The 26,050-nt window shown below is 68.9% G+C and carries 20 protein-coding genes; 11 read left to right on the forward strand and 9 right to left on the reverse strand.

Translation table 11 applies throughout. The features are described from left to right. Positions 1-2 precede the first annotated feature (2 nt). Positions 3-1,361 carry a chloride channel protein gene (locus tag ASD05_RS04805; protein WP_056588473.1) on the reverse strand — a complete coding sequence of 453 codons (1,359 nt, stop codon included), beginning with the start codon at positions 1,359-1,361 and terminating at the stop codon, positions 3-5. Between the two features lie 108 nt (positions 1,362-1,469). On the opposite strand from ASD05_RS04805, the gene ssb reads away from it, so the two are divergent. The 4 genes from ssb to ASD05_RS04825 all read left to right on the forward strand — a co-directional run bounded on the left by ssb (position 1,470) and on the right by ASD05_RS04825 (position 8,955). After that, positions 1,470-2,021, forward strand: a complete 552-nt coding sequence (ssb, locus tag ASD05_RS04810; RefSeq protein ID WP_056515253.1) for a single-stranded DNA-binding protein — start codon at positions 1,470-1,472, stop codon at positions 2,019-2,021. Positions 2,022-2,112: 91 nt separating this feature from the next. Next, positions 2,113-5,577 carry an EAL domain-containing protein gene (locus ASD05_RS04815; RefSeq protein WP_235507849.1) on the forward strand — a complete coding sequence of 1,155 codons (3,465 nt, stop codon included), beginning with the start codon at positions 2,113-2,115 and terminating at the stop codon, positions 5,575-5,577. Between the two features lie 69 nt (positions 5,578-5,646). Next, entirely contained in the window at positions 5,647-6,465 is an 819-nt protein-coding gene (locus ASD05_RS04820) for a glycine-rich domain-containing protein (protein WP_235507850.1), read from the forward strand. A gap of 231 nt (positions 6,466-6,696) precedes the next feature. Further along, a complete protein-coding gene (locus ASD05_RS04825; RefSeq protein ID WP_082571957.1) occupies positions 6,697-8,955 on the forward strand; it encodes a LamG-like jellyroll fold domain-containing protein in 2,259 nt (752 codons plus the stop codon). Positions 8,956-8,965: 10 nt separating this feature from the next. On the opposite strand, the gene ASD05_RS04830 is transcribed toward ASD05_RS04825, so the two are convergent. The 8 genes from ASD05_RS04830 to ASD05_RS29905 form a co-directional block, all read right to left on the reverse strand. Next, a complete protein-coding gene (locus ASD05_RS04830) occupies positions 8,966-10,456 on the reverse strand; it encodes an NAD-dependent succinate-semialdehyde dehydrogenase (RefSeq protein WP_056588482.1) in 1,491 nt (496 codons plus the stop codon). A gap of 23 nt (positions 10,457-10,479) precedes the next feature. After that, the gene (locus tag ASD05_RS04835; RefSeq protein WP_056588485.1) at positions 10,480-11,568 is read right to left on the reverse strand and encodes a tartrate dehydrogenase; all 1,089 of its coding nucleotides are present in this window, start codon (positions 11,566-11,568) and stop codon (positions 10,480-10,482) included. A gap of 11 nt (positions 11,569-11,579) precedes the next feature. Continuing rightward, positions 11,580-13,205, reverse strand: coding sequence for an ABC transporter ATP-binding protein (locus tag ASD05_RS04840; RefSeq protein WP_056588487.1), 1,626 nt, complete (start codon positions 13,203-13,205; stop codon positions 11,580-11,582). A 117-nt stretch (positions 13,206-13,322) separates the two neighbouring features. Further along, complete coding sequence (locus ASD05_RS04845) at positions 13,323-14,237, reverse strand: ABC transporter permease (RefSeq protein WP_056588490.1); 915 nt, start codon at positions 14,235-14,237, stop codon at positions 13,323-13,325. 10 nt (positions 14,238-14,247) lie between these two features. Next, positions 14,248-15,204 (reverse strand): ABC transporter permease, encoded by a 957-nt coding sequence (locus ASD05_RS04850; protein WP_056588493.1) that lies wholly within the window; start codon positions 15,202-15,204, stop codon positions 14,248-14,250. A 22-nt stretch (positions 15,205-15,226) separates the two neighbouring features. Further along, positions 15,227-16,849: an ABC transporter substrate-binding protein gene (locus tag ASD05_RS04855; protein WP_056588495.1), complete on the reverse strand. Its 1,623-nt coding sequence runs from the start codon at positions 16,847-16,849 to the stop codon at positions 15,227-15,229. A gap of 64 nt (positions 16,850-16,913) precedes the next feature. Then, positions 16,914-18,206: an NAD(P)/FAD-dependent oxidoreductase gene (locus ASD05_RS04860; RefSeq protein WP_056588497.1), complete on the reverse strand. Its 1,293-nt coding sequence runs from the start codon at positions 18,204-18,206 to the stop codon at positions 16,914-16,916. A 78-nt stretch (positions 18,207-18,284) separates the two neighbouring features. Next, on the reverse strand, positions 18,285-18,575 hold the full coding sequence (locus tag ASD05_RS29905) for a hypothetical protein (RefSeq protein WP_157609950.1): 291 nt from the start codon (positions 18,573-18,575) through the stop codon (positions 18,285-18,287). 231 nt (positions 18,576-18,806) lie between these two features. On the opposite strand from ASD05_RS29905, the gene ASD05_RS04865 reads away from it, so the two are divergent. The 7 genes from ASD05_RS04865 to ASD05_RS04895 all read left to right on the forward strand — a co-directional run bounded on the left by ASD05_RS04865 (position 18,807) and on the right by ASD05_RS04895 (position 26,021). Continuing rightward, positions 18,807-19,682: a GNAT family N-acetyltransferase gene (locus tag ASD05_RS04865; protein ID WP_056588504.1), complete on the forward strand. Its 876-nt coding sequence runs from the start codon at positions 18,807-18,809 to the stop codon at positions 19,680-19,682. Positions 19,683-19,980: 298 nt separating this feature from the next. Continuing rightward, positions 19,981-20,913 (forward strand): 2-hydroxyacid dehydrogenase, encoded by a 933-nt coding sequence (locus ASD05_RS04870; protein WP_056588514.1) that lies wholly within the window; start codon positions 19,981-19,983, stop codon positions 20,911-20,913. A gap of 176 nt (positions 20,914-21,089) precedes the next feature. Further along, on the forward strand, positions 21,090-22,493 hold the full coding sequence (locus ASD05_RS04875) for an aspartate aminotransferase family protein (protein WP_056588517.1): 1,404 nt from the start codon (positions 21,090-21,092) through the stop codon (positions 22,491-22,493). Between the two features lie 76 nt (positions 22,494-22,569). Continuing rightward, positions 22,570-23,064, forward strand: coding sequence for an Lrp/AsnC family transcriptional regulator (locus tag ASD05_RS04880; RefSeq protein ID WP_007828485.1), 495 nt, complete (start codon positions 22,570-22,572; stop codon positions 23,062-23,064). Between the two features lie 19 nt (positions 23,065-23,083). Beyond that, a complete protein-coding gene (locus ASD05_RS04885) occupies positions 23,084-23,464 on the forward strand; it encodes a (2Fe-2S)-binding protein (protein ID WP_056588520.1) in 381 nt (126 codons plus the stop codon). A gap of 5 nt (positions 23,465-23,469) precedes the next feature. Then, complete coding sequence (locus ASD05_RS04890) at positions 23,470-24,870, forward strand: NAD(P)/FAD-dependent oxidoreductase (protein WP_056588800.1); 1,401 nt, start codon at positions 23,470-23,472, stop codon at positions 24,868-24,870. Continuing rightward, positions 24,867-26,021, forward strand: coding sequence for an NAD(P)/FAD-dependent oxidoreductase (locus tag ASD05_RS04895; protein WP_056588523.1), 1,155 nt, complete (start codon positions 24,867-24,869; stop codon positions 26,019-26,021). The genes ASD05_RS04890 and ASD05_RS04895 overlap by 4 nt, the downstream gene beginning before the upstream one ends. The last annotated feature ends 29 nt before the right edge of the window (positions 26,022-26,050 follow it).

Genomic DNA, 26,050 nt, shown 5'->3' on the forward strand with positions numbered 1-26,050 from the left:
TTTCATGGCGAGGTGCCGGGTTGCGGCGCAGATGGATGCACCGGCTCCGAACTGCCGATGGCCCGTCCCACCATATGCTCGGCCAGCGTGTCGTACAGCGGGCGGCTGATCATCCGCGAGACCAGGCTGGCCAGCATGGCCGCGGCCATCAGGCTCAGCACCATCGAGTGGCCGTCGACCATCTCCATCACGATGATGAAGGCGGTGAGCGGTGCCTGCGTCACCGCGGCCAGGAAGCCCGCCATGCCCATGGCAATGAGCGCGGGGCCGAGGTCGCTGCCGGCCAGCCGCGCCACCGCGTTGCCGATGCCCGCGCCGATGGACAGCGACGGCGCGAAGATGCCGCCCGGCACGCCGCACCAGGCCGTCAGCCAGGTGGCGATGAACTTGAGCACGGTGTAGATCGGCGTCAATTCGTCATGCCCCTGCAGCATCTGCTTGACCGCCTCGGAGCCCGCGCCGAAGGTGACGCCGCCCGTCACCAGCCCGATGACGGCCACCGCCAGTGCGCCGCAGGCCGCGAAACGCACCGGAAAGCGCGCCCGCCATCGGTTGAGGCGCCCCGGCGCGCCGGTGAGCGAGGCGGTCAGCAGCCGCGCGAACAGCCCGCCGGCCGCGCCGCTCAGCAGGGTGACCAGCAGCCCCGGCCCGAGTGCGTCCCAGCCCAGCCGGGGCACGCGGATCACGCCGAAGTAACTGGTATTGCCGAAGGCCGACACCGCCACCAGGCCCGCCAGCACGATGGCCGTGATGATCAGGCCGCTGGAGCGCGCCTCGAGCCGGCCCGACAGCTCCTCGATGGCGAACACCACGCCCGCCAGCGGCGCATTGAAGGCCGCCGCGATGCCGGCCGCGCCGCCCGCCACCAGCAGCGCGCGTCCGTCGATGGCCGTGTTGGGCGACAGCCAGCGGCGCGCATGCTGCATCACCCCGGCCGCCACCTGCACCGAAGGCCCCTCGCGCCCGATCGACAGCCCGGCCGCGAAGCCTGCTGCGCCCAGCCCGATCTTGGCGAGCGTGAGCCGCAGCGAGGCGAAGGCGAAGCGCCGCTCTTCGGGCAGGGCCGGATGCAGCGCCGCCTTGATCTGCGGAATGCCCGAGCCGCCCGCGCCGGGAAAGAAACGCAACGTGAACCAGACGATGCCGGCCGTGATTAGCGGCGTCGTCAGCAGCACCGCCCAGGGCCAGCTGCGGTAGAAACTGTGGAACTGGCCGAAGACCCAGTCGCTTGCCATGGTGAAGCCCACCACGAAGAGACCGGCCGCAATGGCGTAGCCGAGCACGATCGCCCGGTCGAGCCAGATGCGGCCGCCGCGCAATTCAGCGCGCAGATGCTCGAAAAAGTCGGGTTCTCTGTTCATCGGGAAGGCCCATTCTGGCATCCCCCGGGCATGCCGCCGACAGCCTTGGGGCACAATCGAGGGTTCCTCTCAACCTTCTCCTCCATCTACTTATCAGGGGCAGTGCATATGGCATCGGTCAATAAAGTCATCGTCGTCGGCAACCTGGGGCGCGACCCCGAAATGCGGACCTTCCCGAGCGGCGATCAGGTCGCGAACGTCACCGTGGCCACCACCGATCGCTGGAAAGACAAGCAAAGCGGCGAAATGCGCGAAGCCACCGAATGGCACCGCATCGTCTTCAACGGCCGCCTGGCCGAAATCGCCGGCCAGTACCTGCGCAAGGGCTCGCAGGTGTACGTCGAAGGCAGCCTGCGCACGCGCAAGTGGACCGACAAGGACGGCATCGAAAAGTACACCACCGAAATCCGCGCCGACCAGATGCAGATGCTCGGCAGCCGCCAGGGCCAGGGCGGCCCGTCGGGTGGCCCCGGCGATGACGACGGCGGCTACTCGCAAGGCGGTGGCGGCGGTGGTTATTCGCAGGGTGGTGGCGGTGGCGGCGGGTACGCCCCGCGTGCGCCCGCGGCGGCACCGCGCGCTCCGGCGCCGGCTCCGCGCCAGGCTCCGGCCAAGTCGTCCTCGGGCTTCGACGACATGGATGACGACATTCCGTTCTGAACGGGACTTTTTTCCTTTGTGAACAAGAGCCAGGCGTTGCGAAACGCCTGGCTCTTTGCAATTGGGGGGATGACAGGGCCGGGCTAATACTTTGATTTTCAAAATTAGGCAAAAATCATTTGTAACGCCCTTACATCCCCTGTATGTTGTTCCAAAATGCAACCGTTGCCCTCTCTGCCGTGCCACACTGTTACCCACGGAGCTACCCGGCTCGTACAAGCGACAGGATCAACCCATGTCTTTGTCCGTCTGGGCCAGGATTCGCCTGCCGCTGGTAATTTTGATCCTCGGCGCGGCGCTATCGATCGCCCTCAGCATTTCGGCGCGCCAGGAGATCGGGCGCAGCGCCCAGGCGCGCTTCGACGCAACCGCGTTCGATCTGGCACGCAAGGTCGAGGCTCGCTTCGACGATTACATTGCCGTCCTCATCGGCCTGCGTGCGCGATTCAACACCTCCGAGGCCGTGACGCGAAGCGATTTCAGGGACTACGTCGCGGGGCTGAACCTGGCGACCGCGTACCCCGGTTTCCAGGCCGTCACCTATGCGCCCCGCGTTGCGGCGGGCGACAAGCAGTTCTTCGAGGCACGGGTCCGCGGCGATGCCAGTCTCGACGCCAGCGTTGCCTCCCGCTTCGCCATCAAGCCGCCCGGCGAGCGCGACACCTACTACCCGCTGGTCTACATCGAGCCGCAGGCCGGCAACGAGAAGCTGCTCGGCAACGACCTGGGCGCGATGCCCGACAGGGGAGACGCGCTCGAGCAGGGGCGTGACACCGGCGGGCTCGTCTCGTCCGGGCGCAAGGTGCGCATCCCGGGCCGCGAGTCCGACATCGGATTGGCGATGCGGCTGCCGGTCTATCGCGTGGGGCAGCCGCTCGATACGCTCGAGCAGCGGCGCAGCGCCTACATGGGTTCGGTCGGCGCGGGCTTCAGCATTGCAGGCATGCTGCGCGACATGGTGGGCGACGATGCCTCAAGGACGCTGCGGCTGCGCCTGATCGATGCCGGGCCGGGCCAGGGTGCGGTCGGCACGCGCGTCGAGACCCGGTTCGTGAAGCCGACCCCCTTCGGCGAGCGGCAACTGCTGTTCGATAGCGCGGCCTTGTCGAAGTCGGCCGTCGCACCGGCACGCAGCCTCGAGCGTGTGCTCGGCTTCGAGCTGGGCGGCCACTCCTGGCTGGTCGAGGTCGGCCAGGACGAGAGCCAGGTCTTCGGTCCGCTCGACAAGGCCATTCCCTGGTACATCATCCTCGGCGGCCTGGCCACCAGCATGCTGATTGCCGGCATCGTCTTTTCGCTGACCACTTCACGCAGCCGAGCCCAGGTCCTGGCGACCGAGATGACCAGCCACCTGCGCACCAGCGAACGACAGTTGGAGGACGCGCAGCACCTGGCGAGCCTGGGCAGCTGGATCCTCGATCCCGAAACCGGAGCCCTGCAATGCTCCGAGGAAGCCCGGCGCATCCTGGGTTTCGAGGCCGACCTCTTGCGGCCAGACCTGCCGGCGCTGCTCTCGCGAATTCCGGACTCGGAACGCTCCGAGGTCGAACGACAGATCGCGCAGGCCTCCCGGTCCCTGGAACGCAGCGAATTCGAGCACCGCCTGTGCCTGCCCGATGGCACAGAACGTTGGCTCCATGTCATCGCGCAGTCGGCCGAGGAAGACGGAAAGACGCTGGTGCGCGGCACCGTGCGCGATGCCACGCGGCGCCGCAAGGATGCGTTGCGCCAGAAGCTCGAGTACGAGATCGCCCGGCTGCTTGCCGGCGATGGCCCGGCCGAGACGGTGATCACGCAGGCGCTGGAGGCGGTATGCACCGAGTTGCGCTGGGACTGCGGCATGTTGTGGCGCGTCGGCGACGACGGCCTGGTTCGCTGCGCCGCCGCCTGGCATGCCGACAGCAGCCCGGCGGTGCGGCAATTCGTCAGCGACAGCCGCTCGCTCGAATACCGGCCTGGCGAAGGCTCGCTGGGCCGCGCCTGGGGGACGGGTGGCGTCGTGCAGATCGACACGCGGGCAGCCCCAAGCGACTTTGCGCGCGATGCGATGGCGGGGCAGGCCGGACTGGCTGGTGGCCTCGTCGTGCCGATGGTCACCACCGGTGTGACCACCGCGCTGGAGCTTTTTGCCCGCAATCCGTACGTGGACGACGCCGAGACGCTGGAGTCGCTGCGTGTGATCGCCTTGCAGATTGCCCAGTACGAGCAACGCAAGCTGGCCGAGCGCAATCTTCGTTTCATGGCCAGTCACGACGAACTGACCGGGTTGTTCAACCGCGCCGCGCTGCAACACGAGCTCGATCGCGCCATCAAGCGCAGCAACCGCCACCAGAAGCAGTTCGCGGTGATGTTCGTCGACCTGGATCGCTTCAAGCACATCAACGACACGCTCGGCCACGGCGTGGGCGACGAGATGATCAAGATCTGCGGCGAGCGCCTCACGGCGTTGCTGCGCGAGGACGACGTCGTGGCGCGTTTCGGTGGCGACGAGTTCGTTCTGCTCCTGGAGAACCTGTCCAGCGCGAACGATGCCGCGGTGCTCGCCGAAAAGGTGCTGGCCTGCTGCGCCGAGCCTTTCGTCATCGAGGGGCGCGAACTGCACGTCAGCGCCAGCGTCGGCGTGAGCGTCTATCCGGACAACGGCGGCGACGCCGAAGCGTTGCTGAAGAACGCCGACACCGCGATGTACCGGGCCAAGGAAAGAGGCCGCAACACCTTCCGGTTCTACGCGGCGAAGATGAATGCACAGAGTACCGAACGGCTGATCTTGGAGAGCGCACTGCGCCATGCCGTGGAACGCGGCGAACTGGAGATGCACTATCAGCCGAAGATGAATCTGAAGACCCAGCGCATCGTCGGTGTCGAAGCACTGATGCGCTGGCACCATCCGGTTCTGGGCATGATCCCGCCCGTGCAATTCATTCCGATCGCCGAAGAGATCGGCTTGATCGTGTCCATGGGCCGGTGGGCGCTGGAAAGGGCCTGTGCCGATGCGCGCTCGTGGCGGAACTACGGTCTGCCGGACGTGTTGATGAGCGTCAACCTGTCGCCGCGCCAGTTCGAAAGCCAGACGCTCGTTGCCGACATAGGGGCCATCCTGGAAGCCTCGGGCCTGGAGCCGGCGCTGCTCGAGCTGGAAGTTACCGAAGGTGCGGTGATGGAGAACCCCGAATACGCGGCCAATTTGCTCCGGACGATTCGGGACATGGGCGTCGGCCTCGCCATCGACGATTTCGGAACGGGCTATTCCTCGCTCTCCTACTTGAAGCATTTCCCGCTGTCGACCGTCAAGATCGATCGTTCCTTCGTCAACGATCTCTCGCAGGACGCCGACGCCCGGGCGCTCATCGACGGCATCATCACCCTGGCCCACGGGCTGCGAATGAAGGTGGTGGCCGAGGGCGTGGAGACCGAAGCACAACTTAACTACTTGCGCATCCGCGGATGCGACGAGATCCAGGGCTACTGGCTGTGCAAGCCCGTGCCCGCCGAAGATGCACGCAATTTCATGGCGCATCACCTGCGCAACCAGTTTGCTTCGTCGGTAGCGGCCTGACGGCCGGACCTTCGGGCAATCGTCACCGGGCACGTTGCTCGGACCTACTCGCAACTTCAAGGAGCATTCATGATCGATTCCACCCAAGGCAAGACGCTCGAGCAGACGATCGCCGCCATCCAGGCCCTCGACCTCACGCTGATCAAGTTCAAGGCCACCCGCAAAGAGGATGGCTACGGCTGGTCGGCCGGCTACGCGGACCAGATGGAGGTGGCCTACAAGCGCTACCTGATACTGCACGCCAAGCACCCCGAGCTGACGCTTGCTCCCGAGCAGGACGTCGACCGCTTCTGGCACATGCACATCCTCGACACGAGAAAGTACGCAGCCGATTGCGACGCCACCTTCGGCCATTTCCTGCACCACTTCCCGTACCTTGGCCTGCGCGGCGAGGATGACGCCAAGGCGCTGCAGGAGGCCTTCCTGGAAATGCAGCGCCTGTCTGCCGAGGAGTTCGGCGAGTCGGCGCCTCGTCGCGAGCCGGGCAAGGATTCAGCCGCATGGTGCTCGCTGGAGGCAGGCAAGCCTTCGGCGGCATGGTGCTCGCTCGAGGCGGGCAAGCCTTCGGCCGCGTGGTGTTCGCTCGAAGCGGGCAAGCCTTCGGCCGCGTGGTGCTCGCTCGAGGCGGGCAAGCCTTCGGCCGCGTGGTGCTCGCTCGAAGCGGGCAAGCCTTCGGCGGCGTGGTGTTCGCTCGAGGCAGGCAAGCCTTCAGCCGCGTGGTGTTCGCTCGAAGCGGGCAAGCCTTCAGCCGCGTGGTGTTCGCTCGAGGCGGGCAAGCCTTCGGCCGCATGGTGTTCGCTCGAGGCGCGCGCCACAGCAGGAGCTTCGGCGAAGGCTGCTGCGTATGAGTCGACAGCTTCGCGTGCGGGTTCGAATCTGCGCGAATAAATGAAGGAATAGCGGCGCCACCGCGAAGGCGGTGCTGGCGCCGCATCCCGGCTCGCTGACATTCCTGGCTTCGCCGGAGGCCTCGCGTGACAACGAATGTCATCCGGAATGCGCGCATCGCCGATGCAGCGGCGCCCATGTATCCATCGGTGTTACCGGCAGTGCCAGTTCGCCCGGAGCCGGCGAGTGGCATGCATGTTGCTGAATCATTTTTTTACAATGTATTCGGCAATGACGCATTCGTTGGATGACGGGAGCGGTGTCTCCCTGGACCGCCGTGTTTTCTTTCTCGGCGCGGCAAGCGCCCTCGCGCTGGGAACGACAGCCTGCGGAGGAGGTGGTGGTGGAGGCGGTGGCGCGGGGTGGCTCGCCGGCGCTTCGGGCGCCGTGCCGCAACAGGCGGCTGTCGCCGCTTCGGACGATGCGGTGGTTGCCGACACCGACACCGACCCGGTCGTCCCAGGGGCGACCGACCCGGTGCCCTCGTCGCAGGCGCGCAAGTTCGTCCACCCCGGCCTGCTGCACACCGAGGCCGACTTCGAACGCATGCGCCAGAAGGTCGGGGCCCAGGCGCAACCCTGGCTCAGTGGCTGGAACGCGCTGACTTCCAACGGCCGCTCGCAGCTGGGCGCCACGCCCCGCCCGCTGGCGACGGTGATCCGCGGCGGAGACGGCCAGAACTTCGCGCAGATGTACATCGACATCGCGCGCGCCTATCAGCTGGCGCTGCGCTGGAAGGTCTCGCAGGACAAGCGCTATGCCGACCTTGCCGTCGTCTTCCTGAACGAATGGTCGTCCACGATGACCACGCTCACCGGCAACTCCGACCGCTTCCTCGCGGCGGGCATCTACGGCTACCAGTTCGCCAACGCGGGCGAGATCATGCGCACCTACGAGGGCTGGGCCGCGAGCGACTTCGCGCGCTTCCAGAACATGATGCTCACGCTGTTCTACCCGCTCAACCACAGCTTCCTGATCGACCACAACGGCTCGGAGATCACCAACTACTGGGCCAACTGGGACCTGTGCAACATCGCCTCGATGCTCGCCATCGGCGTGCTGTGCGACCGGACCGACATCTACGACGAGGCGATGAGCTACTTCAAAGCCGGCCAGGGCAACGGCGCGGGCCTGCAGGCGGTCTACCACGTGCATCCCGGCTACCTCGGCCAGTGGCAGGAAAGCGGCCGCGACCAGGGCCACAGCACCCTGGGCATCGGCCTGGCGGGCGCGTTCCACGAAATGGCGTGGAACCAGGGCGACGACACGTACGGCTACGAGAACAACCGCTTCCTCGCGGGCGCCGAGTACGTCGCCAAGTCCAACCTGACCGACGGCGCCGGCAATTTCTACACAGTGCCCTTCCTCACCAACATCAACAGGCAGGGCACGCAGTCGGTGCTGTCGACGGCGGGCCAGGGGCACCGGCGCGGCATCTGGGAAAGCGTCTACAACCACTATGCGAACCGCCTCGGCGTGGCCGCGCCCTACGCCGCGCTGCAGGCCCTGCAGATGCGGCCCGAGTCGGACGGCGGCAACGGCGACCAGCTGGGCTTCGGCACGCTGACCTTCACGCGCGATCCGCTCGCGGCGCAGGGCAAGCCGAGCGGGCTCACGGCGCGGGTGCGCGGCACGCAGGTGGTGCTGTCGTGGTGGGGCTGCCCCGACGCGCAGAGCTACACCGTCAGGCGCGCAAGCACTTCGGGCGGGCCCTACGCCGACATCTCATCGGGCATCACCGACACGCTGACCTTCACCGATACCAGCGTCGTGGCGGGAGACGTCTGGTACTACGTGGTCGTCGCGGTCGGGGCATCGGGCGAGAGCGCCGCCTCCAACGAGGAGCGCGCGGCGATCAAGGCCGAACTGCTGCTGCAGCTCAAGTTCGACGAATCCACCGGCACCCAGGCAGCAGATGCCACCGGCAAGTTCGCGGCCAGCGCGCTGCAGGGTGGCGCGACCTGGATCGCCGGACACCAGGGCAACGCCGTCGGCCTCGGCGCCGCGAGCGGCTACGTCGCGCTGCCGGCGGGCGTGGTGAAGAGCCTTGCCGACTTCAGCATCAGCGCCTGGCTCTACATCGACAGCCTCACGACATGGTCGCGGGTCTTCGACTTCGGCTCAGGCACGCGCCGCTACATGATGCTGACGGTGCGCAACGGCAGCGGTGTGCCGCGCTTCTCCATCACCACCGAGCACGGCTACAACGATCAGGTGATCGATGGGTCGGCGGCGCTGCTCACCGGCCGGTGGGTGCACATCGCGGTGACCGTGTCGGGCACGCTCGGTACCCTGTACGTCGATGGCCTGGAGGCCGGCTCCAATACGCAGATGAGCCTCGCACCAATCGACCTCGGCGCAACCACGCAGAACTGGCTGGGCCGTTCGCAGTATTCGAGCGACCCGTACCTGAAGGGCCGCATCGACGAATTCCGGATCTACGGCGGCGCGCTGGGCAGCGCGGAGGTGGCGGCGCTGGCTGCCGCGTAGCGCGCTTCTTCTAGACCGGCCCCGCCAGCTGGCCCTGGCAGATGTACTTGGTATGCATGTAGTCGTCCAGGCCATGCACCGAGCCTTCGCGGCCGTAGCCCGATTCCTTCACACCGCCGAAGGGCGCCGCTTCGGCCGCCAGCGCGCCTTCGTTGATGCCGACGATGCCCGACTCCAGCGCGTCGGCCACGCGCCAGATGCGGCGCACGTCGCGCGAGTAGAAGTACGCCGCGAGCCCGAAGGGCGTGTCGTTGGCGGCGGCGATCACCTCGGCCTCGCTCTCGAAGCGCGTGATCGGCACCACGGGCCCGAAGGTTTCCTCGCAGCTGCAGGCCATCGTCGCGTCGGCGTTCACCAGCACGGTGGGCGCGTAGTAGTTGGGGCCGTCGCAGCGCGCGGAGCGCAGCCGTTCGCCGCCGACCACGATGCGCGCGCCCCTGGTCACGGCGTCGCGCACGTGGCGCTCGATCTTCTCCACGGCGCGCGCATTGATCATCGGGCCGATCTGCGAGCCGGGCTCGGTGGCGGGGCCGACTTCGAGTGCGCCGACCCGCGCAGCCAGCTTGTCGACGAATGCGTCGTGCACGCGGGCCTGCACGAACACCCGGTTCGGGCTCACGCAGGTCTGGCCGCCGTTGCGGAACTTGGCGGCCATCAGACCCTCCACGGCGGCATCGACGTCGGCGTCGTCGAACACGATGAAGGGCGCATTGCCGCCGAGCTCCAGCGACAGCTTCTTGAGCGTGTCGGCCGAACGCCTTGCGAGGTGCTTGCCGACCGGCGTCGAGCCGGTGAACGTGACCTTGCGCACGCGCGCATCGTCGAGCCAGGCATCGACCACCTCAGGCGTGCGCTCGCGCGAGGCCGTCACGATGTTGAGCACGCCCGGCGGCACGCCGGCTTCTTCAGCCAATGCCACCAGCGCGAGCGAGGTCAGCGGTGTGTCTTCCGCCGGCTTGCACACCACGGTGCAGCCTGCCGCGAGCGCCGGTGCGATCTTGCGCGCGATCATGGCCGCCGGAAAGTTCCACGGCGTGATCGCCGCGATCACGCCCACGGGTTCCTTCAGCGCGAACATGCGCCGGCCCGGCACGGGCGCCGGGATGATGTCGCCGTTGGCACGCGTGGCCTCCTCGGCGAACCATTCGATGTAGCTGGCCGCATAGGCGACTTCGCCGCGGCCCTCGGCCAGCGGCTTGCCCTGCTCGCGCGAGATGAGGCGGCTCAGGTCTTCCTGGTGCGCGATCACGAGGTCGTTCCAGCGCTTGAGGATCTGCGCGCGCTGCTTGGCCGGCACCGCACGCCATGCGGGAAACGCGGCGTGCGCGGCATCGACGGCGGTGCGTGCATCGGTGGCCGTGCCGTCGGGCACGCTCGCGAAGACGTCGTCGGTGGCGGGATTGCTGACGTCGAGGCGGCGCGAATCGCTCGCATCGCGCCATTCGCCGCCGATGAGCTGGCGTCCGGGCATCAGGTTCTTGTATTCGGGTTCGAGTGTCATGGTCGGAGGGTCTTTCTCTTCATTCAGGATGCTGTTACGCGCTCGGCGATTGCGATGCCCACCTCGGTGGTGCTGGCCGAGCCGCCGAGGTCGGGTGTGTGCGGTCCCTCGCGCAGCACCGCCTCGATGGCGCCCAAGATCGCGTCGTGCGCGGCGCGGCCCGCGCCCTGGCCCTGCGTGAGGAAGTCCAGCATCAGCGCGCCGGACCAGATCATCGCGATGGGGTTGGCGATGTTCTGGCCATGGATGTCGGGCGCGGAGCCGTGCACCGGCTCGAACAGCGACGGGAACTTGCGCTCCGGGTTGAGGTTGGCCGAAGGCGCGAGGCCGATGGTGCCGGTGGTCGCGGGCCCGAGGTCGGAGAGGATGTCTCCGAACAGGTTGCTCGCCACCACCACGTCGAAGCGCGTGGGCTGCAGCACGAAGCGCGCCGACAGGATGTCGATGTGCTGCTTGTCGACCGTCACCTCGGGGTAGTCGAGCCCGACCGCGTCGGCGCGCCCGTCCCACCACGGCATGCTGATCGCGATGCCGTTGCTCTTGGTCGCCACCGTCAGGTGCTTGCGCTTGCGCGCCCGCGCGGTCTCGTAGGCGTACCGCAGCACGCGGTCGGCGCCGTGGCGCGAGAAGACCGACTCCTGGATCACGATCTCGCGCTCCGTGCCCTCGTACATCACGCCACCGAGCGAGGTGTATTCGCCCTCGGTGTTCTCGCGCACCACGAGGTAGTCGATGTCCCCGGGCTTGCGGCCGGCGAGCGGGCAGGGCACGCCCTCGAACAGGCGCACCGGGCGCAGGTTGATGTACTGGTCGAACTCGCGGCGGAACTTCAGCAGCGAACCCCAGAGCGACACATGGTCGGGCACGGTGGCGGGCCAGCCGACGGCGCCGAAGTACAGCGCGTCGACGCCCTTGAGCTGCTCCTTCCAGTCGTCCGGCATCATCTGGCCGTGCTGCGCGTAGTAGTCGCAGCTGGCCCAGTCGATGGTGCGGCAGTCGAGCTCGAAGCCGAAGCGCTCCGCGGCGGCCTGCACCACGCGCAGGCCCTCGGGCATCACTTCCTTGCCGATGCCGTCGCCGGCGATCAGCGCGATGCGGAAGGTGGGTGTCATATCGGTCTTTCTCATGATGCGTGGACGGCCGCGCGGTCCATCTCGTCGAGCCAGCCGCGGCGCAGCTCGGGCACCGAGCGCGCCAGCAGTTCGTAGTAGGGGTGGTGCGGGCCGCGGTCGTAGTCGGCGCGCGCCACCTGCGCGAGCTTGCGGCCGTGCTGCATGACGACGATCTCGTCGCACACCGCACGCACCGTGTGCAGGTCGTGGCTGATGAAGAGATACGACACGCCGAGTTCGCGCCGCAACTCGGCGATCAGGTCGAGCACCGCTGCGCCGACCACGGTGTCCAGCGCCGACGTGACTTCGTCGCACAGGATCAGGTCCGGGTCGGCCGCCAGCGCGCGCGCGAGGTTCACGCGCTGCTTCTGCCCGCCCGAGAGGCCGCCCGGCAGCCGCCCCGCCACGGTCTGCGGCAGCTGCACCAGGTCGAGCAGCTCGCGGATGCGCCGTTGCAGCGGCTCGCCGCGCAGGCCCTTGTAGAACTGCAGCGGCCGCGCCAGGATGCGCTCGATGGTCTGCGACGGGTTCAGCGCCGTGTCGGCCATCTGGAACACGATCTGGATCTGGCGCAGCTCTTCCCGGTCGCGCTGCGCCAGCGTCGGCTGGAGTGCGCGGCCGTTGAACAGCACGCTGCCGCGGCACGGCTTGAGCAGGCCGGCGACGGCGCGCGCCAGCGTGGTCTTGCCCGAGCCCGACTCGCCGATCACGCCGATGGCCTGGCCCCGGTGGAGCTTGAGATCGATGTTCTCGAGGATCATCTTGGCCGGCCGTCCCTGTGCGTCGACAGGGCCGTAGCCGGCGGAAAGATCGCGCACCTCGAGCAGCAGCTCGGCGCCGCCCGGGGTCGCGCCGGATTCGCGCGGCGCCGGGCGGGCGGCGGCCAGCAGGCACTTCGTGTACTCGTGGGCCGGCGTCGCGAGAATCTGCTCGGTGGCATTCACCTCCTGCATGCGGCCGTTGCGCAGCACCAGGATGTGGTCGGCCATCTGCGCCACCACCGCGAGGTCGTGGCTCACGTACACCGCGGTCGCGCGGCGCTCGCGCACCACGCGGCGGAAGGCGCGCAGCACCTCGATCTGCGTCGTCACGTCGAGCGCGGTGGTCGGCTCGTCGAGGATCACGAGATCGGGGTCGGCGATCAGCGCCATGGCGGCCATCAGCCGCTGCAGCTGGCCGCCCGACACCTGGTGCGGGTAGCGCGCGCCGATGGTCTCCGGCTCGGGCAGCGCGAGCTCGCGGAACAGCTGGATCGCCTTCGCCTCGGCCTCGGCGCGCGTGCACAGGCCATGGATGCGGCACGGCTCGACCACCTGGTCCATGATCGTGCGCGAGGGATTGAAGGAGGCCGCCGCGCTCTGCGCGATGTAGGTGACCGTGCGTCCGCGCAGCGCGCGCTGCCGGGCTGCATCGAGCGCCAGCACGTCGGTGTCGCCGATGCGCACGCTGCCTGCCGAGATGCGGCAGCCCTGGCGCGCGAAGCCCATCAGCGCGAGCGCCGTGGTGGTCTTGCCGGAGCCCGATTCGCCGATCAGCGCCAGCACCTCGCCGGGCTGCACGGAGAAGCTCAGGTTGTCGACCAGCGTGCTCGCGCCGGCCGTGATGCTCAAGTCGTTGACGATCAGTGTTGCGCCCATGTCAGTGGCTCCCGTTTGCGCCGGGAACACCGCGGAGCCGGCTTTGCCGGGCCGCTGGTGTTGCCCCCGGAGAGGGGGTGGGAGGCCACACGAAGTGGGCAAGCCTGGGGGTGAGCTTCATCTTGCTCCTCGTTCGCGGGCGGCGCGGCCCGGCAGGTTGTCGATGACGAGGTTGACCGAGATGGTCAGGCTCGCGATGGCCAGCGCCGGCACGATCACCGAGGCGCCGCCCATGGCCAGTGCGCCGATGTTCTCTCGCACCAGCGAGCCCCAGTCGGCCGCCGGCGGCTGGATGCCGAGGCCGAGGAAGCTCAGGCTCGCCAGCAGCAGCACGGTGTAGACGAAGCGCAGGCCGAGGTCGGCCAGCATCGGCCCGAGGATGTTGGGCAGGATCTCGCGCAGCATGATGTAGAGCGTGCCCTCGCCGCGCGTGCGCGCCACGGTCACGTAGTCGAGCGCGTTGATGTTGACGGCCAGCGAGCGTGCGATGCGATAGGCGCCCGGCACGTAGATGATGGCCGCCGTCACGACCAGCATCGGCACCGAGGAGCCGAAGCCCGCCACCATGATGAGCGCGAACATCTTGCTCGGTATCGCGGTCAGCGTGTCGAGGCAGCGGCTGAGCAGCGTGTCGGTCCAGCGACCGCTGGCCGCGGCCAGCAGCGCCAGCGTGGTGCCGGTGCCGCTGGCCAGCAGCGTGGCGAGCAGCGCGACGCCGACCGTGTAGCGCGCGCCTTCGACGATCAGTGCCAGCATGTCGCGTCCGAGGTAGTCGGTGCCCAGCCAGTGCGCCGCGCTCATGGGCGCGAAGACGCTGTTGCCGCCCATGTTGCCCGACGAGTGCGACAGCAGCCAGGGCCCGAGCGCGGCCGCGAGCAGCCAGAACAGCAGCACTGCGAGGCCCAGCAGGCCGGAGACACCGAAGCCGCGAAGCCAGCGCAGCGGATGCCGCCCGCGTTGCTCGCTCGGCGCTGCGACGGCGGTGGCCGTGGCCGGGGCGCTCATGGCCGATGAGGAGGTGGAGGTTTCCATGGGGCTCGCCTCAGCGGTGGCGCAGTCGGGGGTTGGCGACGATGCCGCAGATGTCGGCTGCCGTCACGAGGATCAGGTAGCCGGCGCAGAAGATCATGGCGCAGGTCTGCACCAGCGGCATGTCGCGCTGCGAGACGCCGTCGACCATCAGCTTGGCGATGCCGGGATAGTTGAAGATCGTCTCGACGATGATGACGCCGCCCAGCAGGTACGACAGGCTCAGCGCCACCGCGTTCGCGATCGGGCCGACCGCGTTGGGCAGCGCATGCGCCAGCACCATGCGCATCGGCGAGGCGCCCTTGAGCCGCACCATCTCGATGTAGGGCGCCTCGAGCTGGTCGATCACCGCGGCGCGCGTCATGCGCATCATCTGCGCGACGATCACGCAGCACAGCACCAGCACCGGCATTGCGAAGGCGCGCAGCAACTGGCCGACCGACTCGATCTCGTTCACGAAAGAGAGCGCCGGCAGCCAGCGCAGCTTGACCGCGAACACCAGCACCGCGAGCGTCGCGACCAGGAACTCCGGCACCGACACCACCGCCACCGCCGACGTGGAAGCCGCGCGGTCGAACCAGGAGCCGCGCCACACGGCCGAGGCGATGCCGAGCGCCAGCGCGATCGGAACCGAGAACAGGGCCGTCACGGCCGCAAGCAGCAGCGAGTTGGGCAGGCGGCTTGCCACCAGCTCCGACACCGGCATCTGCGTGGTGGCCGAGCGGCCGAGGTCGCCCTTGGCCATGCCGAGCAGCCATCGCGCGTAGCGCTGCGGTGCCGGCACGTCCAGCCCCATCTGCGTGCGCAGGGCGGCCAGCGCCTCGGGCGTGGCTTCCTGGCCGAGCTGCTCCTGGGCTGCATCGCCCGGCAGCACGGCGGTGATCGAGAACACGATCACCGACACCGCCAGGAGCGACAGCAGCGCCAGCGCGATGCGCTGGACGAGGAGCTTGAGGATCACGTGGTTCATGAAGAATGTTCCGGCGCGCGGATCAGGCTTCCAGCCACACGTTCTCGGCGAAGTTGTAGCCCATCAGCCCGCCCAGCGGAATCGGCGACAGCCCCTTGAGCTTGGAGGTATGGCCGTCGATGCTGGCAAGGAACAGCGGGATGCCGATGCCGGCGTCCTGGTGGATCATGGTCTGCATGTCGGCGTACATCTGCTTGCGCTTGGCCAGGTCGGTCTCGGCGCGCGAGGCCAGCAGCAGCTGGTCGAACTTCTCGCTCTTCCAGCGCGACTCGTTCCAGGCCGCACCCGACTGGAAGAACTGCGTCAGCAGCACGTCGGCGCTCGGGCGCGGGTTGACGTTGCCGAAGCCCACCGGGCTGTTGAGCCAGTGGTTCGACCAGTAGCCGTCGGCCGGCATGCGCTTGATGTCGATCTCCAGGCCCGCGCGCTGCGCGGTCTGCTGCAGCATCAGCGCCATCTCCACCGAGTAGAGCGCCGCCGGCGAAGCCACCATCGGCACCTTGCCGGTGACGCCGGACTTCTGCAGGTGGAACTTGGCCTTGTCGAGGTCGAACGGGCGCTGCGGCAGGCCCGCGAAGTAGAAGCGGTTGGTCGGATCGATCGGCTGGTCGTTGCCGAGCACGGCGTAGTCGAGCGCAATGGTCTTCTTCATCTGGGCGCGGTCGAACATGTACTTCATCGCGAGCACGAAATCCGGGTTGGCGCCGGGGCCCGTGTCCTTGCGCATGATGAGGTCGGAGTACTGGCCCGACTGCGTGACGAAGATGCCGTACCCGGGCGTGCCCTTCACGCGCTCCACCGAGCGCGGATTGACCGAGCCCACGAGGTCCATGCCGCCGGACAGCAGCGCGTTGACGCGCGCGCTCTCGTCGCCGATGCCCACGAACTCGATCTCGTCGAGGTACGGCTTGCCGGGCTTCCAGTAGGCATCGTTGCGCACCATCAGAGAACGCACACCGGGCTTGAATTCCTTGAGCTTGTACGGGCCGGTGCCGATGCCGGCGTTGAAGTCGGTGGTGCCTTCCTTGACGATCTGGAAGTGGAAGGTGCCCAGGATCACCGGCAGGTCGGCGTTCGGCGCGCTGAGCACCATCGTCACCTCGTTCGGGCCGCTGGCCTTCACGCTCTCGATCTGGTCGGCGAGCACCTTGGCCTTGGAGGCGGTGGCGGGGTCCTTGTGGCGCATCACCGAGAACACGACGTCGGCGGGCGCGAGCGCCTTGCCGTCGTGGAAGCTCACGCCGCGGCGCAATGTGAACACCCAGGTCTTCGCGTCCTTGGTGGTGAACGATTCGGCCAGCGCGGGCTGCGGCGTGAGGCTGCCGTCGAGCGAGGTGAGGCCGTTGTAGATCATGTTGCAGCGCGAGTAGTCGGTCTGGTTCGACTGCTTGGCCGGATCGAGCGTGTCGGTCGCCGCGGCGGTGGCGCCGGCCACCCGCAGGCGGCCGCCCTTCCTGGGCGTCTGCGCATGGGCGGACATCGCCGCGCCCGCCAGGCTGCCGGCCAGCGTGGCCTGCATGCCGCCGGCCATCAGCATCGAAAGGATGTCGCGCCGCGTGGCGCCGCGCTTGAGCGACTCCATCATGCGCAGGCTTTCGCCGGGGCCGACGAGGCTGTCGAAACTCTTGTTGCTGCTGTCGCTCATGATGAAGTGCTCCTGGGACCGTGGGTTGGAAAAAATCGAACGCGTGTTGCGGGACTGCGGGCCCTCAGGCCAGCCTGTCCTTGAGCCGGTAATAAAAGCCCACCGCCGGCAGGAACCACGGCGGGCCGAAGTGGCCGGGAATGGCGGGCCAGTCGCGGCCCTGCCAGGGGTTGGCGGCCGCGTCGCCGTTCATCACGGCGGCCATGCGTTCGCCCATGTGGACCGACATCTGCGTGCCGTGTCCGCTGTAGCCCATCGCGTAGTAGAGGCCGTTGCGCTCGCCGGCATGCGGCAGGCGGTCCTGCGTCATGTCGACGAGGCCGCCCCAGCAATAGTCGAGCCGCACCGCGCCGAGCTGCGGAAAGGTCTCGGCCAGTCCCGCGCGCAGGATGTCACCGCTCGCGGCATCCGACTGCGGGCTGGAAATCGCGAAGCGCGCGCGCCCGCCGAACACCAGCCGGTGATCGGCCGTGAGCCTGAAGTAGTGGTGGATGTTCGCGATGGTCGTGTAGGTGCGCCGGGCTGCGAGCAGCGCCTGCGCGCGCTCCGCGCCGAGCGGTTCGGTCACCACGATGAAGCTGCCGATCGGCACGATGCGCCGGCGCAGCCAGCCGAAGCTGCCGTAGCCGCCATGGCGCGTCGCACCCGTGGCCAGCAGAACCTGCTGCGCCGTGACCACGCCGCGCGCGGTGTGCAGCCGGTGGGCATGGCCCTGGCCCAGGCGTTCGATGCGCCGCACTTCCGTGCCCGTGTGGATCGCGGCGCCATTGCGCTGCGCGGCCGCTGCCAGCCCATGCGCGAAGCGGCCCATGTGCATCTGGGCGCTGCGCTTGTAGAGCAGGCCGCCGTGGAAGCGCTCGCTCTGCACCTCGGCGCGCACGCGCGATGCGTCGAGGATCTCGACGTCGCTGTCCACGCCATCGTCGATCAGGCGTTGCACGCTGCGTTCGAGCGCGGCCATCTGGTTGGCGCGCGTGGCGAGCTTGAGCTTGCCGTGGCGCATGAAGTCGCAGTCGATGGCCTCGTCGCGCACCAGCCGCGCCACCGTGTCGACCGCGTCGTCGTAGGCGTTGTACCAGCCGCGCGCCCGCTCGACGCCGACCTTGGCCGCCACATCGGCGTAGTCGACCGCGAGGCCGTTGTTGACATGCCCGCCATTGCGCCCCGAGGCTTCGGCCGCCACGCGCGGGCCGGCTTCCAGCACCGCGACCCGGGCGCCGCGCCTGGCCATTGCCAGCGCGGCCGAAAGGCCGGTGAAGCCGCCGCCGACGATCGCGACATCGACCTGCGCCGGCAGCTCCTGCGGCGCGGCCAGAAACGCGGGGGCCGAATCGGTCCAGTAGGAGTCGAGCTTCATGGCATCCGGCCCACGCAGGAGCGAGCCGGCATGCCGTGGCGATCGAGGGCGATTTGCCTGGGGCGGGGGCTCATGGTTTCAGGTTCCTTGGACGACAAATGCGACAAGCTCATGACGAAGTGATTGCAGCACGCAGCCGTGCCGCAGGTATAGGGAAATACGGCATCCGGCGCATGAAAGCTGCGGTTTGGAGGGGGTGCGGCGGCATGCCGTGCGGTCTGCCCCTGGCGCGTGCGGCCATGCACCTCGGTGCGTCGCGGCGAAGTCGATCGGCACGCTTTTGAAGCGCAGGCCGGCATCGGGGACGAGGCGTCCGCCGATGAACTGCCCCGAAGGCACGTGGATCTCGAGCGGGTCGAAGACTTGCATGGGAAGAATGGAAGGAGGCCGCGATGGCACCGGAGGAAGGACGGACGATGCTAGGCAGGTCGGCGCGGCATTTGTGTGCGTAAGCGAACCCGTGGCGGCAGCGAATTGCAAACCCCGGGCCCTTGGCAGGCGAAGCTTGCGAGTTGCGCCGGCAGGCGATTTCGGTCTGGCATCGGGCGCCGATGTCGTCCAAGATGCAAGGGACATCCCCTTCGCTACAGAGACCTTTCCATGCCCGATCAGACCCCGAATGCACCCGACGACGGCGTGGTGCTCCGACCGATGACGTCCGCCGACTTGCCCTCCACGCACGCGTTGTCGGCCCAGTTGCGCTGGCCGCACCGGCTGGCCGACTGGGCGCAGGTGTTCGCGCATGCCGAGGGCATCGTGGCCGAGCGCGACGGCGAGATCGTCGCCACCGCACAGCGCTGGCACTGGGGCGAGCGCCATGCCAGCATCGGCCTCGTGATCGTGACGCCGGCCTGCCAGGGCCGGCGCATCGGGCACAGGCTGATGAGCGCGATGCTCGAAGGCCTGGAGGAACATACGGTGCTGCTGCATGCCACCGCCGAAGGGCGCGGCCTGTACGAGCGGCTGGGCTTCGTGCGCACGGGTGAACTGAGGCAGCACCAGGGCATCGCGCAGCCGGCGCCGCTGGTTGCGCTGCAGCCGGGCTGGCGCCTGCGGCCCGCCGGCCTGAACGAGACGGCCACCCTGCAGGCGCTCGACGCTGCGGCGCGCGGCATGCCGCGCGATGCGCTGATCGCCGACCTGCTGGCCAACGCCGATGCCTGCGTGGTGCTCGACCACGACAACGAAGCGCGCGGCTTCGCGATGCTGCGCCGCTTCGGGCGCGGGCATGTCATCGGGCCTGTGGTTGCACCCGACCTCGACGGCGCGAAGGCGCTGATCGCGCATCTCGCCAGCGTCAACGCCGGGCACTTCACGCGCATCGACATCGACTTCGACAGCGGGCTGGCCGAGTGCCTGGAGAGCATCGGGCTGCTGCGCGTCGATGCGCCTACGACGATGGTGCGTGGTGTGCCGCTGGTTACGCCGGCTGGCGGGCCTTCGCTCTTTGCTGTTGTTACCCAGGCTGTTGGGTGAAGGCTTGCTTTTCGGTGGGGCGATCACGCCGACGGGGTACCTTGCTCCGCGAATGTCCCCCGGCCTTCGGCCTCCTCCTTTATTTCGCTGCGCAAGGCACCCCGCCAGCGTGATCGTTCAGAGCCGTGGTTGATCGAGCGGCACAACAGCAGCGTGCCCTCGTGCACAGGGCGTCGGGTGCTCCCCGCAGCGAAATAAAGGAGGAGCGAAGCGGGGGACATTCGCGGAGGGGAGTACCCGGCGGCCTGTGCACGCACCCCGAATACAGCGCCCGAAAACGCACCCACAAACAAAACCCATGACCACCACCTTCCTCTACAAATCCGACCCCGTGCGAGGCCGCCTGTGGGCCGAAGTGTTCCGCCGCCGCGCACCCGATATCGACTTCCGCATCTGGCCCGACATCGGCGATCCCGCGCAGGTGCGCTTTCTCGCCGCCTGGGAGCCGCCGGACGATCTGGCGGTGCGCTTTCCGAATCTCGAAGTGCTGTTCTCCTCGGGCGCGGGCGTCGACCAGTTCGACTTCGCCGCGCTGCCGCCCGCGCTGCCCGTGGTGCGCATGGTGGAGCCCGGCATCGTGGGCGGCATGGTCGAGTACGTGACGCATGCGGTGCTCGGCCTGCATCGCGACATGCCGCAATACAGGCGCCAGCAGCAGGAAGGGCAGTGGAAGCCGCTGCCGGTGCGGCCCGCGGGTGAACGGCGCGTCGGCGTGCTCGGGCTCGGCTCGCTCGGGCAGGCCGTGCTGGCGCAACTCGTCGGCATGGGTTTCGATTGCGCGGGATGGAGCCGCTCGCGGCACGCGGTCGACGGTGTGCAATGCCATGCCGGTGCCGACGAGCTGCCGGCCTTTCTTGCGCGCACCGACATCCTCGTGTGCCTGCTGCCGCTGACCGATTCGACGCGCGGCTTTCTCGACGCGCGGCTGTTCTCGATGCTGCCTGCCGGCGCGGGCCTGGTGCATGTGGGCCGCGGCCCGCAGCTCGTCGACACCGACCTGCTGGCCGCGCTCGCCAGTGGCCAGATCGGCGATGCCGTGCTCGACGTGACCGACCCCGAACCGCTGCCGCCGGCGCATGCCTTCTGGCGCCATCCGCATGTGCAGCTCACGCCGCACATCGCGAGCATGACGCAGCCGCTCAGTGCCGCCGAAGCGGTGCTCGACAACGTGCAGCGCTTCGCCGCGGGCGAGCCCATGGTCGGGCTGGTCGATCGCCAGAAGGGGTACTGAGCGCGAGTTGCCGGAGGCAGGCCGCATGAGCCGCCGCACGATCTGCTGTCGCGGCACGCACAACGGCAGCGTGCTTCGTGCAGAGGCCTCAAAGCAGCACCAAGCCGAGGGTTGCGCGTCCTAAGCTGAGGGCATCGAAAGCCTCCTTCGCCACCAGCTTCCTCCGGACACAGCCCATGACGCATCCCACCGCATTGCCTCACCAAGCCGCGCTCGACGCGATCGATCGTGCGCACCTGATCCACCCCGTCTCGCCCTGGCGCGTGCACGAGCAGCGCGGCCCCACCGTGCTGGCCTCGGGCCGCGGCGCCTGGCTGACCGACAGCAATGGCCACGAGCTGCTCGATGCCTTCGCCGGCCTGTGGTGCGTGAACGTGGGCTATGGACAGGAGAGCGTGGTGCAGGCCGCGGCCGAGCAGATGCGCCGGCTGCCCTACGCGACCGGCTACTTTCATTTCAGCAGCGAGCCGGCGATCCGCCTTGCCGAAAAGCTGGTGCAGATCACGCCCGCATCGCTGACCCGCGTGTACCTCACGCTGGGCGGCTCCGAGGCGGTCGATGCCGCCGTGCGCTTCATCGTGCAGTACTACAACGCGACCGGCCGGCCGTCGAAGAAGCATTTCATCGCGCTGGAGCGCGGCTACCACGGCTCGTCGTCCACCGGCGCGGGCCTGACCGCGTTGCCGGCTTTCCACCGCGGCTTCGACCTGCCGCTGCCCACGCAGCATTACATTCCTTCGCCGAATCCGTACCGCCAGCCGGACGGGGCCGATACACAGTCATTGATCGCCGCATCGGTCGAGTCGCTGCGCGCCAAGGTCGCCGAGCTGGGCGCGGACAACGTGGCCGCGTTCTTCTGCGAGCCGATCCAGGGCTCGGGCGGCGTCATCGTGCCGCCCAAGGGCTGGCTCAAGGCCATGCGCGAGGCGGCGCGCGAGCTCGACATCCTCTTCGTGGTGGACGAGGTCATCACCGGCTTCGGCCGCACCGGCCCGATGTTCGCGTGCGAGGCCGAAGGCGTGGAGCCCGATCTCATGACCATGGCCAAGGGCCTGACCGCCGGCTACGTGCCGATGGGCGCCACGATGATGTCGGAGAAGGTCTATGCCGGCATCGCCGACGGCGTGCCCGAAGGCGCCCTGGTCGGGCATGGCGCGACCTATTCGGCGCACCCGGTCAGCGCCGCGGTCGCGCTCGAGGTGCTGCGGCTCTACGAAGAGGGCGGCGTGCTCGCCAACGGCCAGCGCGGTGAGGCGCACTTTGCGGCCGGACTCGACGCGCTGCGTGCGCATCCGCTGGTGGGCGATGCCCGCCACCGCGGCCTGCTGGGCGCGCTGGAACTGGTGAGCGACAAGGCGAGCAAGCGCGGCTTCGACGCATCGCTCGGACTGCCCGAGCGCATCTTCGCCGCCGCCTACCGCAACGGCCTGGTGTTCCGTTCCTTCGGCGACCACATCCTCGGCTTCGCGCCCGCGCTCACCTTCACCGAGGACGAGTTCGCGCAGCTGTTCGCGCGGCTGAGGAAGACGCTCGACGAAGTGCTCGACGCGCCCGACGTGCGCGCCGCGCTGGCGGCCTGAACAAACCGGCGCACAAAAGCCCCGCAAGACCGGGCGGCGACGCAGAATCAGACTTTCCTTCTCTCCAGGCACCGCGATGTCAGAAGCTTTCAAGATCGACCGACTCGACCTGCGCATCCTGGCCCAGCTGCAGAAGAACGGGCGCATGACCAACGTCGACCTGGCCGATGCGGTCGGGTTGTCGCCCAGCCCCTGCCTGATCCGCGTGAAGCGGCTGGAGCAAGCCGGCTACATCGCGGGCTACGGCGCGCACCTGCGGCTCGAAAAGCTCGGCGACACGCTGACCGTGTTCACCGAGGTCACGCTGTCGGATCACCACCGCGAGGACTTCGTGCGCTTCGAGGCCGCGATCCGCGAGGTCGACGAGGTGCTCGAATGCCACCTCGTCAGCGGCGGCTACGACTACCTGCTGCGCTTCCTCACGCGCGGCGTGAATCACTACCAGGAAGTGATCGAGGGGCTGCTCGAACGCAACATCGGCATCGCGAAGTACTTCAGCTACATCGTCATCAAGTCGCCGTTCATCAAGACGCACTGTCCGATCGAACGGCTTTTTCCCCACGAGCGCTGACCGGCGCCTTCATCCATCCATGCCCGAAACCCATCCTCCCTCTGCTTTGCCCGCCCGCTTCGTGCGGCTCGCGGAGACCGACCGGCCCGCGTTGACCCTGCACATCGACGGCGAGGCCCGCACCGCGCTGGCCGGCGACACGCTGCTGGTGGCGCTGCTGAGCAACGGACGGCGCGTGCGCGACAGCGAGTTCGGCGACGGACCGCGCGCCGGCTTCTGCCTGATGGGCGCCTGCCAGGATTGCTGGGTGTGGACGCCGGCGGGCGAGCGGCTGCGCGCCTGCTCGACGCCCGTCGAGGCGGGGATGTCGGTGCTCACGCGGCCGCCCGCGGCCCATTGGCCCGCCACGCCCGACCTGCAGCAGCTGCTGGCGCGCGGCGCCGCGGCGGCCGTGCGGTGAGCGCGATGCCGCCAGCTTCGCCTTTGCCACGCATCGTCGTGGTCGGCACCGGCCCCGCGGGCGTGCGCGCCGCGCAGGCGCTGGTGCGCGCCGGCGTACGGCCCGTGGTGGTGGACGAAGGCCGGCGCGACGGCGGACAGATCTACCGCCGCCAGCCCGAAGGCTTCAAGCGGCCCTACGCCAAGCTCTACGGCACCGAAGCCGCGAAGGCACAGGCGCTGCACCACGACTTCGACGCGCTGCGCGCCCACATCGACTACCGCGGCGAGACGCTGGCCTGGAACGTGAGCGAGGGCGCGCTGCACGTCGTGCATGCCGGCGAGCCGCAGGTGCTGCCGTTCGATGCCTTGCTGGTCTGCAGCGGCGCAACCGACCGCCTGATGCCCGTGGCGGGCTGGCACCGCGCCGGCTGCTACAGCCTGGGCGCTTCGCAGATCGCGCTGAAGGCGCAGGCCTGCGCCATCGGTTCGCGCGTGGTCTTCATGGGCAGCGGCCCGCTGCTGTATCTCGTGGCGTCGCAGTACGTGCAGGCCGGCGCGCAGGTGGCGGCGGTGCTCGACACCGCGCCGGCCGCCAAGTCCTGGAGTGCCGTGCGCGGGCTGCTCGCGCGGCCGCGGCTGGCGTTGCGCGGGCTCGCGCTGATCCGCGGGCTGCGCAGTGCGGGCGTGCCGGTGCTGCAGGGCGTGGTGCCGCTCGCCATCGATGGCGACGACAGCCTCGGCGTGCAGGCCGTGGCCGTGCGCGATGCCCAGGGGCGCGAGCAGCGCTTCGCGTGCGATGCCGTCGGCCTTGGCTGGCACCTGCGCGCCGAGACGCAGCTGGCCGATCTCGCGCGCTGCGAGTTCGACTTCGAACCCGTGAGCCGGCAGTGGCTGCCGCGCATCGATGCCGACGGCCGCAGCAGCACGCGCGGCGTGTACCTGGCTGGTGACGGCGTCCGCATCCTCGGTGCCGACGGCGCCGAGGCCGCCGGCCGGCTGGCCGCGCTTGCGGCGCTGGCCGACCTCGGCCATGCGACGGGCCGCGCGCTCTACGACGCGGAGTCCGCCGCGCTGCGCCGCACGCTGGCGCAGATGAACCGCTTCCGCGAAGGACTGGCGCGCGCCTTTCCGTGGCCGCATGCGCAGGCCGCAGCATTGCCCGACGAGGCGGTCGTGTGCCGCTGCGAAGCCGTGACGGCGGGCGAACTGCGCCGCTGCGTCAACGAGATGGACAGCCACGAAGTCAATCGCGCCAAGGCCTTCAGCCGTGTCGGCATGGGGCGCTGCCAGGGCCGCTTCTGCGGCCATGCGTCGGCGGAGATCGTGGCGCAGGCCAGCGGCGTGCCGGTGCAGCTGGTGGGCCGCCTGCGTTCGCAGGCGCCGGTCAAGCCATTGATGATGAATACGCGCGAGGTGAGTCCATGAGCGAAACCACCCACACCGACGTGCTGGTGCTCGGCGGTGGCCTGATGGGCACCACCGCCGCCTTCTTCCTGCGCCGCCAGCACGGCCTGTCGGTCACGCTGCTCGAGCGCGAACTGGTCGGCCGCCAGGCCAGCGGCACCAACTTCGGCAACGTGCGCCGCCAGGGCCGCGTGCTGGCGCAGATGCCGCTGGCCAACCGCGCGCGCGCCGTCTGGGGCCGCGTGAACGAACTGCTCGGCGAGGACCTGGAGTTCGTGCCCTACGGCCACCTGCGCGTCTGCTACACCGAGCAGCAGGCCGCGGTGCTCGAGCAGCACGCGAGAGACGTGAAGCCGCTGGGCCTCGACCTGGAGCTCTTCAGCGCCGCGCAGCTGCGCAAGCGCTGGGGCATCTTCGCGCCCGAGGTGGTGAGCGGTTCGCTGTCGCCGAACGACGGCCATGCCAATCCGCGCCTGGCCGGACCGGCCTTCGCGCGGGCGGCGCGGCGCGCGGGCGCGAATATCGTCGAGCATGCCGAGGTGATGAAGGTCGAGCGTGACGGCGGGGGCTTCGCGGCGCACACCGCGGACGGCCGGCGCTTTCGCGCGCCGCAGCTGCTCGTGGCCTGCGGCGCCTGGTCGAACCGCATGGCCGAGCAGTTCGGCGAGCCCGTGCCGATGGAGGCGCGCGGACCGCAGATGGGCGTGACCGAGCCGCTGCCCTATGCGATCGGTCCGTCGATCGGCGTCTCCTCGCCGATCGAGCAGGAGGGGATGTACTTCCGCCAGATCTCGCGCGGCAACATCGTCTTCGGCGGCGGCTTCAAGGGGCCGGCGCACGCCGACCGTATCCGCGCCTACGTCAAGCCCGACAACGTGCTGCGCCAGATGCGCGAACTGCGCCGCGTGGTGCCGGCGTTCGAACACGTGCAGCTGATCCGCGTGTGGAGCGGCATCGAGGGCTACATGGCCGACTGGCAGCCGGTGATGGGCCTCAGCGCCCGCGTGCCTGGCCTGCACTACGCCTTCGGCTTCTGCGGCGAGGGCTTCGCGATCAGCCCCGGCGTGGGCGAGACCATGGCCGAGCTGATCGCCACCGGCCGCACGTCGACGCCGATCGAGAGCTTCTCCATCGGGCGCTTTGCGGCGGATTCGCAGAAACGGGCGGCTTGAAAGAAGCGATCGCCGGCATGACCGGCGAT

Source organism: Variovorax sp. Root434 (assembly GCF_001426595.1).
Classification (GTDB): Bacteria; Pseudomonadota; Gammaproteobacteria; order Burkholderiales; family Burkholderiaceae_C; genus Variovorax.

Bases quoted from the DNA above. Each gene is read 5' to 3' on its own strand.
- ASD05_RS29905 (WP_157609950.1), bottom strand. From the start codon at position 18,575: ATGCAAGTCTTCGACCCGCTCGAGATCCACGTGCCTTCGGGGCAGTTC.
- ASD05_RS04890 (WP_056588800.1), top strand. From the start codon at position 23,470: ATGCCGCCAGCTTCGCCTTTGCCACGCATCGTCGTGGTCGGCACCGGC.
- ASD05_RS04880 (WP_007828485.1), top strand. From the start codon at position 22,570: ATGTCAGAAGCTTTCAAGATCGACCGACTCGACCTGCGCATCCTGGCC.
- ASD05_RS04840 (WP_056588487.1), bottom strand. From the start codon at position 13,205: ATGGGCGCAACACTGATCGTCAACGACTTGAGCATCACGGCCGGCGCG.
- ssb (WP_056515253.1), top strand. From the start codon at position 1,470: ATGGCATCGGTCAATAAAGTCATCGTCGTCGGCAACCTGGGGCGCGAC.
- ASD05_RS04870 (WP_056588514.1), top strand. From the start codon at position 19,981: ATGACCACCACCTTCCTCTACAAATCCGACCCCGTGCGAGGCCGCCTG.
- ASD05_RS04865 (WP_056588504.1), top strand. From the start codon at position 18,807: ATGCCCGATCAGACCCCGAATGCACCCGACGACGGCGTGGTGCTCCGA.
- ASD05_RS04875 (WP_056588517.1), top strand. From the start codon at position 21,090: ATGACGCATCCCACCGCATTGCCTCACCAAGCCGCGCTCGACGCGATC.
- ASD05_RS04885 (WP_056588520.1), top strand. From the start codon at position 23,084: ATGCCCGAAACCCATCCTCCCTCTGCTTTGCCCGCCCGCTTCGTGCGG.
- ASD05_RS04835 (WP_056588485.1), bottom strand. From the start codon at position 11,568: ATGACACCCACCTTCCGCATCGCGCTGATCGCCGGCGACGGCATCGGC.
- ASD05_RS04845 (WP_056588490.1), bottom strand. From the start codon at position 14,237: ATGGAAACCTCCACCTCCTCATCGGCCATGAGCGCCCCGGCCACGGCC.
- ASD05_RS04855 (WP_056588495.1), bottom strand. From the start codon at position 16,849: ATGAGCGACAGCAGCAACAAGAGTTTCGACAGCCTCGTCGGCCCCGGC.
- ASD05_RS04825 (WP_082571957.1), top strand. From the start codon at position 6,697: ATGACGCATTCGTTGGATGACGGGAGCGGTGTCTCCCTGGACCGCCGT.
- ASD05_RS04820 (WP_235507850.1), top strand. From the start codon at position 5,647: ATGATCGATTCCACCCAAGGCAAGACGCTCGAGCAGACGATCGCCGCC.
- ASD05_RS04850 (WP_056588493.1), bottom strand. From the start codon at position 15,204: ATGAACCACGTGATCCTCAAGCTCCTCGTCCAGCGCATCGCGCTGGCG.
- ASD05_RS04860 (WP_056588497.1), bottom strand. From the start codon at position 18,206: ATGAAGCTCGACTCCTACTGGACCGATTCGGCCCCCGCGTTTCTGGCC.
- ASD05_RS04830 (WP_056588482.1), bottom strand. From the start codon at position 10,456: ATGACACTCGAACCCGAATACAAGAACCTGATGCCCGGACGCCAGCTC.
- ASD05_RS04805 (WP_056588473.1), bottom strand. From the start codon at position 1,361: ATGAACAGAGAACCCGACTTTTTCGAGCATCTGCGCGCTGAATTGCGC.
- ASD05_RS04895 (WP_056588523.1), top strand. From the start codon at position 24,867: ATGAGCGAAACCACCCACACCGACGTGCTGGTGCTCGGCGGTGGCCTG.